Here is an 11,135-nt window from a genome sequence, read left to right as displayed (position 1 = left end):
TCCGCCAGGAAACCGCAGCTTGCCGTTCGCCGGCAGGTTCGTTTTCCGCTGCGCCGGAAACACCCGAAACTCAGCAGGATGGCCTGAGTAACGAACGGAATGCTGAACGCAGAAATCGACCGGCAATCAAATGCAGATCGTTTCCGACCTTGAAAGATTGCGCGAGAGGTTTGGCGGACACGCAACGCTTTCTTGCGCATCAGGCCATTGGCCGACAATGAAAACGGCGTACCAGAGGAAACAGCCTGATCCTACGGGCCGCCCAAAAAGGCCAATCGGTTAAACACCGTGTACTGGGATTCCGACACCATCAAAGCGGTAAAGACAAGCACGATGACCGGAGGAAGGAGGATGGCGTAAATCAAGGCCAGCCTTTCCCACGCCATGTGCATGAAAACCGCAACGATCAGCCCCGCCTTCAGGGCCATGAACAGAAGGATCAGAGCCCATCTGGCATAACTCTGGATGCCAAGGTAATCGACGAGGTAAGAGAAGGTGCTGAGGACGAAAAGCAGCCCCCAGACCACCAGATAAAGTCTTATCGAATGCTGTTGTCCCGAATGCGCCTGCTCTTGTGCCATGATGTCATCCTCACGCGGATAGAAGCCTCACCACAGATAGAAGAATGCAAAAATGAATACCCAGACCAGATCCACGAAGTGCCAGTAAAGCCCGGTTATCTCTACGATCTCGTATTGGCCCTTGCGGCTGGTGAAAAATCCCCGCCTTTCCTGATCGAAGTCCCCCCGCCATACCTTGCGCGCCATGATGAGAAGGAACAGCACGCCGATTGAAACATGGGTGCCGTGAAAGCCCGTGATCATGAAGAAAGACGAGCCGAATTGCGCGGCACCGAACGGGTTCTCCCAGGGGCGAACCCCTTCCCGGATCAGTTTGGTCCATTCGAATACCTGCATTGCCACGAATGTCGCGCCCAGCGCCGCCGTCGCAACCATCAGCGCGGCGGTTTTGCGGCGATCGCGGCGATATCCGAAGTTGACGGCCATGGCCATCGTGCCGCTGCTGCTGATGAGAACGAAGGTCATGATGGCGATCAGGATCAGCGGTACGTCCTTGCCCGCGATCGTCAGGGCGAAAACCTCGCTCGGATTGGGCCAGGCCACGGTGGTCGACATCCGCGCTGTCATATAGGCCACGAGAAAACAGCCGAAAATGAAGGTGTCGCTCAGGAGGAATATCCACATCATCGCCTTGCCCCACGAGACGTTTTTGAACGCCCGCTGGTCCGATGAGAGATCGGCGGCAACGCCGCGCAGTCCCTTCACCTGGCGGTGGGGATCATGTGCCGGTCTTTCCATGGATGTGGTCATCATCGAACCTCCTCAGCTGACCAGTTGACGGCAGAGATCGACGAAACTGTTCGCCCAGCCGGCAAACAGCGCAAAAAGGACGAGCCAGACGACAAACATGAAGTGCCAATAGATGGCGCAGAGACCCACGCTCAGACGAATTCTCGCTACAGGGCCGATCCGGGCGCGGAGTGTCGTGCGTCCAAGCACGAGAAGCCCGCCCAATATATGCAGGCCATGCAATCCTGATATCATGTAGAAAAAGCTGTTCGAGGGGTTATCCGCCAGCACATAACCCGCAGACGCCAGCTGCCGCCACGCCAGAACCTGCCCGGCAACGAAGAGGACAGCCATGACGAAAGCCGCCGCAAGCGCCGTGGTCAGCATGTCGCGGCGGTCCCTCTGGGCTTCTGTTTTCGCCCATTGCAGCGCGACGCTGCTGGCGGCAAGGGCCGCAGTGTTTACCCATAACAGCCGCGGCATGGGAATACCCCACCAGTCGGCGCCGCCCATGCGGCCGAGATAGGCGCTGATGAGCAATGTGAACAATGCGCCGACGACGGCAAGAAAAATCCCGAGCCCGAGTTTTACGATTGTTTCCGATGAGCCCCGCACCCCCGGCGCATCGCCTGCCAGACCCTGTTCCAGCCAGGGCTTCGAGGTGAGCCGCTGGCTTGCCATCCACCAGCCGATGATGCCGGCGATACCAGCCATGAAAATGAGAATGGCGCTCATGACAACGCCCTCTCGGACGGCCCGGCCGCAGCCGGCTGGTTTTGCGGCAGGAAATCCTGCGCCGCTCCGGGCACGCTGTAATCATAGGGCCAGCGATAGACGACCGGCAGCTCCCTGCCCCAGTTTCCGTGAACCGGCGGCGTTTGCGGCGTTTGCCATTCCAGTGTCGTTGCCCGCCACGGATTACCGCCCGCCGGTTTGCCCCAGCGAAGGCTCCAGGCGAGATTGAACAGGAACAGCAGCTGCGCCGCACCGACGATCAGCGCCGCGACGGTGATGAACATGTTCAGCGTATGTGCCGATGGTGGAATGAATGCGGTTTCGCCCAGTTCGTAATAACGGCGCGGCACGCCCATCAGGCCGAGATAATGCATCGGGAAAAAGATGGCATAGGCGCCGAGAAAGGTAATCCAGAAGTGGATATGCCCCATCGCCGCATTGAGCATGCGACCGGTGACTTTCGGATACCAATGGTGGATCGCGCCGAAGACCACCATGATGGGTGCGACCCCCATGACCATATGGAAATGGGCGACGACGAACATCGTATCGGAAAGCGGCACATCAACGACGACATTGCCGAGGAAGAGACCCGTCAATCCGCCATTGAGGAATGTCACGATGAAGGCGAGCGCAAACAGCATCGGCAAATTCAGATGGATATCGCCGCGCCAGAGCGTCAGCACCCAATTATAGACCTTGATCGCCGTCGGCACGGCGATGATCAGCGTCGTGGTGGCGAAAAAGAACCCGAAATTCGGGTTCATGCCGCTGACATACATATGATGCGCCCAGACGACGAAGCTGAGCGCCGCGATGATGACGATTGCCCAGACCATCATCCGGTAACCGAAGATGTTCTTGCGCGCATGGGTGCTGATCAGATCCGAGACGACGCCGAAGGCGGGAAGTGCTACGATATAAACTTCCGGATGGCCGAAGAACCAGAACAGATGCTGGAACAGGATCGGACTGCCGCCCCCCTGCTTTGACTGCTCGCCCATCTCGACAATGGCGGGCATGAAGAAACTGGTGCCGAGCAGCCGGTCGAACAACATCATGACGGCGGCGACGAACAGCGCCGGAAAGGCGAGCAGCGCCATGACGGTTGCGGTGAATATGCCCCATATCGTCAGGGGCATGCGCATCAGCGTCATGCCGCGCGTGCGCCCCTGCAGCACGGTGACGACATAATTCAGCCCGCCGAGCGTGAAGCCGATGATGAACAGGATCAGCGAAGACAGCATCAGGATGATGCCCCAGTCGCGCCCGCCCGGCGTTCCCGACAGCAGAGCCTGCGGCGGATAGAGCGTCCAGCCCGCGCCAGTCGGCCCGCCCGGCGCAAAGAAGCCGGCGACCAGCACCAGGACGGCGCAGAAATAGAGCCAGTAGCTCAACATGTTCGCATAGGGGAACACCATATCGCGGGCGCCGAGCATCAGGGGGATGAGATAATTGCCGAAACCGCCGAGAAACAGCGCGGTGAGCAGGTAGATCACCATGATCATGCCGTGCATGGTGATGAACTGATAATAATGCTCGGCGTCGATGAAGGAGAAGTAACCGGGAAAACCGAGTTGCAGGCGCATCAGCCAGGACAGCACCAGCGCGACCATGCCGATCGATACGGCGGTCAGGAAATACTGAATGGCGATGATCTTGGCATCCTGGCTGAAGACATATTTCGTCCACCAGCTTTTCGGATGATAAAGCTCCACATCCTCGACTTCAGCGGGTTGGATGACCTCTCCCGCGCCCGATCCAATCTCGACCATGCTGCATCCTCCCTGTTTCCTCCGGTGACGTCGACCTCACCGCCGATCACTCCGCCGACGCCACCGATTTTGCGAAGGTCGGCTGCTGTTGCAGCCAGGCCTGATAATCGGTCTCGCTATCGACGACGACGGTGCCGCGCATCTGCGGATGGCCGACGCCGCACAGTTCCGCGCAGAGAACCTCGAAGGTTCCCGTCCGTGTCGGCGTAAACCAGTAATAGGTGACCGTACCGGGGATCATGTCCATCTTGGCCCGGAATTCCGGCACGTAGAAATCATGCACGACGTCGATCGAACGCAGCAGCATCTTGACCGGCCTGCCGGCGGGCAAATGCAACTCGCCGCCTTCAACGATGACATCGTCCATTCCGGCGGGATCCTGCCTGTTGAGGCCGAGCGGATTGTCGGCTGTGACATCGCGCGTGTTTACCCGCCCCAGCCGTCCGTCCGCTCCGGGCAGCCGGAAACTCCATTGCCATTGCTGGGCAAAGACTTCGACCTCGGCGGCGCCATCAGGGACCGTGACGAACTGTTTCCAGACGAAGAGGCCCGGCAGCAGCATTGCGGCCACGCCGATGCCGGTTCCCCCCGCCAGCCACCATTCCAGCCGCTTGTTTTCGGGCTGATACGCCGCCTGATTTCCGGCCCGGTGCCGGAAGCGGAGAACGCAATAGGCTATGAACAACACGACGGCTGCGAACACAAAACCGGTGATCCAGAAGGTGATGGTGATCGTATTGTCGATGTAGCTCCAGTTCGAAGCGATCGGCGTCCACCACCACGGGCTGAGCAGATGGAACGCGATCGATCCCACCACCAGCAGAACAAGAACCACGACGACAGCCATTGCCTCCTCCCAGACCCGGCCACGACTATTTCCACGCTCCAATTTGCTATTTGGAGTATTGCTTCAGATAGGCGATGAGATTGGTGATATCGGTATCGTCTTTCAGCCCGGCAAAAGCCATTTTCGTGCCCTTCACCTTCGCTTTGGGGTCAGGCAGATAATCGCGAAGCGACGTCTCGTTCCATACCAGGCCGGCCTTGCCCGCCTCCTGCATTGCCGGGGAATAGGCGAAGTTCGGATGCGTGCCGGCCGTCCTGCCAAACAGACCGTTCAGCGATGGCCCGACCTTGTTCTGGTCGGTTTCGGCTACATGGCAGATGGCGCATTTTTTGAAAACGATGGCCCCTGCGGCCGGGTCGCCTTCTTGGGCGCGCGCGTCAAGCGGAATGGTAATGGCGAAAAGCAGACAGATCGGAAGAAAACGATACAACATGGCATCCTCACGCTCTCCATCGCCATCCCGCCCGGAACGGCTGCCACCAGGCAGGCCGCAACGACAGGGAAGTGATCTACAGGCAGATTTCCTTTGTGAATTCAGGGCATACGGCTTGGATAAACGGGAACGATCAGTTTTCGATAGAGATGCCACGTCGCATGTCCGAGGACCGGCATGATGACCGCGAGGCCGACGAAGACAGGGATGGTGCCAACGACGAGCAGCGCCGCGACAACTAGTCCCCAAAGTGCAACCGGTACGGGATTGGCAAGTGTGGCGCGTATGCTCGCATCCACGGCCGCGACCGCGCCGACATCACGATCCAAGAGCAACGGGAACGCCACCACCGTCGTCGCCAGCACAATGACGGCGAAAACGAAACCAGCGAGGTTCCCCCAGATGATGAGGGAGAGACCCTGCGGGGTCGTCAGGACGTCCGACAGAAACGTCGAGAGCGAGATCGGACCGGTTGCGTCGAAAGTCGAGGTATAGAGGTTTTGCGCAACAATCAGCCAGACGATGAAAAGCGCAAACAACATAAGGCCGACAGCGATGATCGACGGCATCGCCGGGGAGTGACGAACCTCCAGCGCATAACGCCATGAGCTATCCATTCCCTGTTCGCGCCGTCGACTGATTTCATAGAGACCTATGGCCGCGAGCGGACCAATCAGCGCAAAACCTGACATCAAGGGATAGACCAGCGGCAACAGATTGGCACCGGAACTCCACATGACCAGAAAGACACCCGCGATCGGATACATCAGACAGAGAAAGACATAATGGGACGGCTTCTCCTTGAAGTCAGCAAGTCCCAACCGCAATGCATCGACAATATCCGCGATACCAATCTTACGGACTTCCGGGCGCGCAAATTCACCGCGCGCACCGGCCATGACATGGAACGCCGTCATAGCACTTCTCCTCCTGCGCCATGATCCGGCTGGCAGTATAGGAACGCCCGGTGATCCTGCTATCCGCGCGTCAAACCGCAACCGGCTGACTTGTATTTTATCAAATCCTGCCACCCTTGTCGCCTATTCTTTAATTTGGGGAAATTAGATCCTCAGCGTTGGCGAGTGACGCTTTGCGACCGATGGCCGCATCCGGCGGATTCCGTTGAAAAACTCGCTGGATTTGCTTCTCATCCGCCCTTTTTGTTTTTCCGGGCGGTGTACCAATGCTTTTGTGCCCCGCGCCTCGGCGCAGGGTGCTGGTCGATGCCGTCCTCAGGCGGCAATGGGACCGCATGGCGGTATCTGAGGCCTGAGTTTGGCCAGTCTCCTCAAGTTCTGTGCCGTTGCAGCAAGCAGGAATTCGTCTCGCGCACCACACGGTCCCCGAAGTCGAAGACGCGCCATCCGTCGAATGCGTTTGAGATGCGTGAAGAGCATTTCGACTTTCTTCCGGCGATGACGCGACAGTTCATATTCTGGTGTGGTCGCAATCGCTCTGGCAACATCGCGCGCATCCTCATTGAGGTCGCGCGGCACCTTGCGCATAGGCGTGTTAGGGCAACAACGCTGCTTCAGGTCACAGACATCACAGTCCTTTTTGCTGGCACGATAAATCCGTGTTCCTTCGGCCGTAATCCCCAATCTTGGCGTATCGTAAGTGCGGTGGAATTGCTTCGCATCCTGACCGAAAGGACTATCTTTGGGAAATAGGCAGCGGTGCGAACTGGCTAGCGTACCATGTGGCCGTGACCCTTGCATTGCAGCATTTCTTCAGAGGATTACCCAATCATCCGGTCCCTGGATTTCTTGTCTACGATCAGCCGAGCCAAGTTTACTTTCCCACCGGATTCGAAGATGATCGCAAACAACGACCCGGACGATCACGCGATCAGGACATTGCCGCGATTAGAGCGATATTCACCGCCATCGCTGATGAAATCGTGGGCGCGGAGGGCCAACTGCAGGCTATTGTCCTAGACCATGCAGGGCCTGACGTCTGGGGTGGCCTCATGGGTGTCACGCTCGCCGCTGAGTGGCGTGGCGACGAGGCGCTAGTTCCGCAGAGTTGGCTCACAGATAGAAATGCATGATCCGGCGACAATCGCAATGATGGTCTGTTCGGACGGACACCGTAGGCGTCACCTGCGGATAACGCGAATGAGGATCAGGAATTGAACGTCATTACAGGAACCGGATTCACCGCTGCCACCCTGCTTTTTTCGAGCTCTGCCGCCTTTGCCGCGCCGACATATCTCAGTTGCGAATTCGCCGGTTCGAAGGGAACCCCTCAGGTGTTCAATTTCGTTCTCGACGAAGCCGCCGGGACATTTGGAGTTTATGTCCCGGTTTCTGGAAGTCAGAGAATGGAGAAAGGCACCTTTGCCGGTGGTAAGGCGAGCCTGAATGAAGGCTCGGTGGCATGGGAGATCGACATCGCCAAGGGTTCAGTCATTCGTGACAAGCGCATGGTTGGCGAGAAGGATGGCGGGACCTGCAAGACGATCTCGCACGCGCAGAGCGGCTTTGAAGAGTAATTGCCGCTCTGGACAAGAGGCCAGTATCGAGACCTCTGCACATGGAGCTGACGGCCCGGCACATCTATAGCGCCCTGGCGAAGCGCTCCAGTTTGCCCAGCGTTTGCTGACCCAGCTCCACGGCGCCGAAACCCTTCGCTTGCTGGAACTCGGCTTCCGTGCTGAACACCATGCCCAGCACAACTTTTGTTGCGCCATCCTGATCTTCGAACGAGGCCCAGGCGTCGGCATGTTTTGGCCCGTTTTCGCCCCACAGCAGCGTATAGGCGAGCCGCTCTTCGGGCCGGACCTCGACATAACGATGATGGTTCGGGAAAACTGTGCCGTCAGGGCCGATCATGTCAAAGACCCATTCGCCGCCGGTCCGCAGATCAATCCTCTTCGTGCGGCAGGAGAACCCGTCAGGACCCCACCATCGCGGCAGCGTCTTCTCGTTCATCCAGGCTTTCCAGACTTTGTTTCGCGGCACCTTTATCACTCGCTCCAGAACCATGGTTCGCCCGGCCACGCTGGCCAGATTGTTGAGACCGGCGCTGAAACCCTGTTGATAACCATCCCGCATATCCTCTGCCAGCGAGGAAAGCTGAACCGTTACGGTCAAGCGGCTACGCTCTTCCACAGCCTGAAAATCGGCAGTGATCAGCGCTGCCGACTGCGTTACGCCGCCGGAGGAAACCACCTCGTAATTCACGCTGCGGCGGGCCGGCTGCAACTCCAGCCAGCCGCATTCACAGCGAATATCCGGCTGGCCGGCAACCTTGCAGAGCGAAACTTCGCGACCGCCAAGCCTGCTGTCCGCCTCCAGGAACTCCACGGTGATCGCGGGTGTGGGAGAAGCCCACACCGCCCGGGCGGCGGGTGACAGCCAGACCTGCCAGAGCGCCGATGGCGGAACGGCAATTTCCCGTTCAAAACTCAGCGTCGCAAAACGGTCCTGTGTCAGATGCGGTTCGGCGCGTGCGCCTTCCTGACCCGGCTTCGTCGTCATTCGGAATCCTCCTTCATGGCCTGCATTGCAAATGCCTCCAGCCGGTCAAGCCGGCTCTCCCACATGGCTCGCTGCTCATCGAGCCACGTGCGCACCGGCTCCAGTGCTTCCGGCACGATCGCACAGGTGCGCACTCGCCCATCCTTGGAGGTGATGATCAGCCCCGCCTCCTCCAGCACGGAAAGGTGCCGCATAACCGTGGGCAGACGCAGCCCCGTGGGAGCGGACAGTTCCATGACCGGTGCCGGCCCTCCGCCAAGCCGCGCCAGAATTGCCCGGCGCGTCGGATCGGCAAGAGCCTGGAAGATCAGTGATAGCTCCTGATAATGCTTAGTCATGTTGCTAACTATCACGGTCCATCGTGGCGGCGCAAGGAAAACTTAGTGAATCAACTAAGTTTTCCTTGGTGGAGTGGTGCCGGGAATAAGGCGCCGATGCCTCCCCCCGGGCATGTCGTTCAGGCAACCGAGCCTTTCGTCTCTCCAGCGCCTTGGGGTCGGCAGCCGGCGGCAGATGCAACTATCGAGTCGGGAATTAGCCATCAAAAGTTGCAGAAAAGGATTGACTCTCTTAGCTGTGTGAGTGAGCCTTGCCCGGAAAAAGACGGGGAAAATATCAAATCATCATGTTACCAGAACGCTTTAATCAATGCCTGCGGGTCATCCGCTGGACGCCGATCAACATTGCGTCCGCACTGCAATGTGAGCTTTCGTGGATCGAGGCACTGGAGGCGGGCAATGAGGAGGTTCCCGCCGGTTTGGCCACATGGCTTGAAACGCTTGCACAGGCCCATGAAGCTCTCCCGCCCCCATCAACCTACAGAGGAAAACGGTCGGCATTCTGATGCGGCCGAAAGCTCTCAACCTTCACCAACAACTGGATTACTCGAAATGAAATATGTCATAGCAGCTCTTGGCCTGATCAGCTTCTCAAGCCCCGCCTTTGCGGCATCCTGCGAGAAGAACTTCGCTGTCTCCGGCGTGCCGATGGTGACGGCTGTCTCTTACAAATCATGGCAGGAATTGCCGAAGGCAAAAGCGCCCGCCGTGCTTCAAAAGCTCGCCCAGGCTGTGGCAGCGGAAGGTTTTTCCGGCATCCAGATCAACAAGGCGCTGTCTTCCATTGATGCGCACCAGGAGACCAGCGGCAGCGGCAGAATTCAGACGCTGCGGGTTGTGGCCCGGCAGAAAGGCGCCGGCGTGCGGATCGACGCCGTTTTCAACATTCAGGCAGGACAGATTGCGGACAAGAACGTCATCCGTGAGGGCATCTGCAATATCATCAACGGCGCGTGAAGTGCTGTAGATAAGACGACTGTCCTTTTGACGGAGCGGGGCCAGCCGCTTCGTCTGCATTGGCCTTGGCGTGACGGGCGCTTCGGCGGGTGGCGACAGGAAGCAGGCCCGGGCCTCACCGCTCATTTCGCAGTCTCTATGACGGTGCACACCGACATCGGGAATGGCACGACCGCGGGCTCGCCCGGCACGGGCGGTGAACCAGGCGCTGCTCCACGCTGTTTATGACGATGCTTATGGTATGGCGGGCGAACCCGGAATCTGCGATGGGTGCAGGCAGGGATAGTGTCCGTGGCCGCAAGCGCGCCATGAAGCGACGGGGAAAAGATGCCGATTTATGAACTGGCTGCCGTGGGCGCCGCAACCTGCTGGGCGATGACCGGACTTCTGGCGGCACGTCCGGCGGGGCATCTGGGAGCGCTCGCCTTCAACAGGACGCGGCAGCTTTTTGTCGCTTCCCTGCTGGGGGTCTATGTTCTCGCTTCGGGAACCTGGCGGGAACTGCAGCCCGAGGCGCTGTCGGCGCTTCTGCTATCCGGTTTCATCGGCATCTTCGTTGGCGATACGCTGCTGTTCACCTGTCTCAATCGGCTGGGACCACGCCGCTCGGGAATCCTGTTTGCCCTCAACGCCCCAATTGCCGCGCTGCTGGGATGGGCGGTGCTTGGCGAGGAGCTTTCCGCGACAACTGTCACCGGCATAGGCCTGACGCTGTGTGGTGTTCTGCTCGCAATCCTCTTCGGCAAGCGCAAGGCGCAGCTGCACGAATGGGAGAGAGTGAAGGGACCGCTTTGGCTGGGCGTGCTCCTCGGCCTGCTGGCCGCGCTCAGTCAGGCCGTCGGCTCGCTGATCGCAAGACCCGTCATGGCGACGGGGATCGATCCGATTACCGCTTCCATGCTGCGCGTTGGGGCCGCGGCGCTCTGCCTGACGGCGCTTACCATGCTGCCCATCAAGGCAGTTCGGCCGAATGGACCGCTGACGAAGAGCATTTTCCTGCAGACGGCGCTTACCGGCATCATCGCGCTTGCCTTCGGCATGACGCTGCTTCTTTTCGCACTTTCCGGCGGCAAGATCGGCATCGTCTCGACGCTGTCTGCAACAACACCTGTCATCATCCTGCCATTGCTGTGGCTGAGAACACGGGAATTGCCGGCACCCGGCGCATGGGCCGGGGCCGCGCTGGTCGTGGCCGGCATGGCGCTGATGTTCTGGAAGTGACCGAAGCCTTCAAAAGCGCCGCAGATGATGCCGCTGG

General features: G+C 59.1%; 14 protein-coding genes and 1 pseudogene. 5 read left to right on the top strand and 10 right to left on the bottom strand.

The genetic code is table 11. From position 1 onward, the window contains the following. Positions 1-251: 251 nt before the first annotated feature. The 8 genes and pseudogenes from DXT96_RS24065 to DXT96_RS24030 form a co-directional block, all read right to left on the bottom strand. Complete coding sequence (locus DXT96_RS24065; RefSeq protein ID WP_153516790.1) at positions 252-581, bottom strand: cytochrome C oxidase subunit IV family protein; 330 nt, start codon at positions 579-581, stop codon at positions 252-254. A gap of 27 nt (positions 582-608) precedes the next feature. Continuing rightward, complete coding sequence (locus DXT96_RS24060) at positions 609-1,331, bottom strand: heme-copper oxidase subunit III family protein (protein WP_153516811.1); 723 nt, start codon at positions 1,329-1,331, stop codon at positions 609-611. A 12-nt stretch (positions 1,332-1,343) separates the two neighbouring features. Then, on the bottom strand, positions 1,344-2,045 hold the full coding sequence (locus tag DXT96_RS24055) for a cytochrome c oxidase subunit 3 (protein ID WP_153516789.1): 702 nt from the start codon (positions 2,043-2,045) through the stop codon (positions 1,344-1,346). Continuing rightward, positions 2,042-3,820: a cbb3-type cytochrome c oxidase subunit I gene (locus DXT96_RS24050; protein ID WP_153516788.1), complete on the bottom strand. Its 1,779-nt coding sequence runs from the start codon at positions 3,818-3,820 to the stop codon at positions 2,042-2,044. Before DXT96_RS24050 ends, DXT96_RS24055 begins: the two co-directional genes overlap by 4 nt. Positions 3,821-3,866: 46 nt before the next feature. Next, positions 3,867-4,667, bottom strand: a complete 801-nt coding sequence (locus tag DXT96_RS24045; protein ID WP_153516787.1) for a cytochrome c oxidase subunit II — start codon at positions 4,665-4,667, stop codon at positions 3,867-3,869. Between the two features lie 46 nt (positions 4,668-4,713). After that, the gene (locus DXT96_RS24040; RefSeq protein WP_153516786.1) at positions 4,714-5,100 is read right to left on the bottom strand and encodes a cytochrome c family protein; all 387 of its coding nucleotides are present in this window, start codon (positions 5,098-5,100) and stop codon (positions 4,714-4,716) included. 101 nt (positions 5,101-5,201) lie between these two features. Then, complete coding sequence (locus DXT96_RS24035; RefSeq protein ID WP_153516785.1) at positions 5,202-6,017, bottom strand: DUF2189 domain-containing protein; 816 nt, start codon at positions 6,015-6,017, stop codon at positions 5,202-5,204. Between the two features lie 315 nt (positions 6,018-6,332). After that, positions 6,333-6,683: pseudogene (locus DXT96_RS24030) on the bottom strand (transposase); the annotation flags it as partial. A 20-nt stretch (positions 6,684-6,703) separates the two neighbouring features. Between DXT96_RS24030 and DXT96_RS24025 the strand changes: the two are divergent. Then, positions 6,704-7,150, top strand: a complete 447-nt coding sequence (locus DXT96_RS24025; protein WP_153516784.1) for a DUF3732 domain-containing protein — start codon at positions 6,704-6,706, stop codon at positions 7,148-7,150. Positions 7,151-7,231: 81 nt separating this feature from the next. Next, entirely contained in the window at positions 7,232-7,594 is a 363-nt protein-coding gene (locus DXT96_RS27090; protein ID WP_174374880.1) for a hypothetical protein, read from the top strand. Positions 7,595-7,658: 64 nt separating this feature from the next. Here DXT96_RS27090 and DXT96_RS24020 read toward each other — a convergent pair whose 3' ends face one another. Beyond that, positions 7,659-8,582 (bottom strand): SRPBCC family protein, encoded by a 924-nt coding sequence (locus DXT96_RS24020; protein ID WP_153516783.1) that lies wholly within the window; start codon positions 8,580-8,582, stop codon positions 7,659-7,661. Further along, positions 8,579-8,920, bottom strand: a complete 342-nt coding sequence (locus tag DXT96_RS24015; protein ID WP_153516782.1) for a helix-turn-helix transcriptional regulator — start codon at positions 8,918-8,920, stop codon at positions 8,579-8,581. The genes DXT96_RS24020 and DXT96_RS24015 overlap by 4 nt, the downstream gene beginning before the upstream one ends. Positions 8,921-9,207: 287 nt before the next feature. Between DXT96_RS24015 and DXT96_RS27250 the strand changes: the two genes are divergently transcribed. From DXT96_RS27250 to DXT96_RS24000, 3 genes are all read left to right on the top strand, one after another. After that, on the top strand, positions 9,208-9,426 hold the full coding sequence (locus DXT96_RS27250) for a hypothetical protein (RefSeq protein ID WP_149901330.1): 219 nt from the start codon (positions 9,208-9,210) through the stop codon (positions 9,424-9,426). Between the two features lie 46 nt (positions 9,427-9,472). Further along, positions 9,473-9,877: a hypothetical protein gene (locus tag DXT96_RS24005; protein ID WP_149901331.1), complete on the top strand. Its 405-nt coding sequence runs from the start codon at positions 9,473-9,475 to the stop codon at positions 9,875-9,877. Positions 9,878-10,204: 327 nt separating this feature from the next. Beyond that, a complete protein-coding gene (locus tag DXT96_RS24000; protein ID WP_153516781.1) occupies positions 10,205-11,098 on the top strand; it encodes a DMT family transporter in 894 nt (297 codons plus the stop codon). The last annotated feature ends 37 nt before the right edge of the window (positions 11,099-11,135 follow it).

Origin of the sequence: Agrobacterium sp. ICMP 6402 (assembly GCF_009498615.1) — a bacterium.
GTDB classification, from domain to species: domain Bacteria; phylum Pseudomonadota; class Alphaproteobacteria; order Rhizobiales; family Rhizobiaceae; genus Agrobacterium; species Agrobacterium burrii.
The sequence above is the reverse complement of the archived record's forward strand: the minus strand, read 5'-3'. Positions and strand labels throughout refer to the sequence as shown.

What these genes read in the sequence shown, in the direction of transcription:
- DXT96_RS24050 (WP_153516788.1), bottom strand. Translation starts at nt 3,820, where the DNA reads ATGGTCGAGATTGGATCGGGCGCGGGAGAGGTCATCCAACCCGCTGAA.
- DXT96_RS24005 (WP_149901331.1), top strand. Translation starts at nt 9,473, where the DNA reads ATGAAATATGTCATAGCAGCTCTTGGCCTGATCAGCTTCTCAAGCCCC.
- DXT96_RS24060 (WP_153516811.1), bottom strand. Translation starts at nt 1,331, where the DNA reads ATGACCACATCCATGGAAAGACCGGCACATGATCCCCACCGCCAGGTG.
- DXT96_RS24040 (WP_153516786.1), bottom strand. Translation starts at nt 5,100, where the DNA reads ATGTTGTATCGTTTTCTTCCGATCTGTCTGCTTTTCGCCATTACCATT.
- DXT96_RS24035 (WP_153516785.1), bottom strand. Translation starts at nt 6,017, where the DNA reads ATGACGGCGTTCCATGTCATGGCCGGTGCGCGCGGTGAATTTGCGCGC.
- DXT96_RS24020 (WP_153516783.1), bottom strand. Translation starts at nt 8,582, where the DNA reads ATGACGACGAAGCCGGGTCAGGAAGGCGCACGCGCCGAACCGCATCTG.
- DXT96_RS24015 (WP_153516782.1), bottom strand. Translation starts at nt 8,920, where the DNA reads ATGACTAAGCATTATCAGGAGCTATCACTGATCTTCCAGGCTCTTGCC.
- DXT96_RS24065 (WP_153516790.1), bottom strand. Translation starts at nt 581, where the DNA reads ATGGCACAAGAGCAGGCGCATTCGGGACAACAGCATTCGATAAGACTT.
- DXT96_RS24000 (WP_153516781.1), top strand. Translation starts at nt 10,205, where the DNA reads ATGCCGATTTATGAACTGGCTGCCGTGGGCGCCGCAACCTGCTGGGCG.
- DXT96_RS27250 (WP_149901330.1), top strand. Translation starts at nt 9,208, where the DNA reads ATGTTACCAGAACGCTTTAATCAATGCCTGCGGGTCATCCGCTGGACG.
- DXT96_RS24045 (WP_153516787.1), bottom strand. Translation starts at nt 4,667, where the DNA reads ATGGCTGTCGTCGTGGTTCTTGTTCTGCTGGTGGTGGGATCGATCGCG.
- DXT96_RS24055 (WP_153516789.1), bottom strand. Translation starts at nt 2,045, where the DNA reads ATGAGCGCCATTCTCATTTTCATGGCTGGTATCGCCGGCATCATCGGC.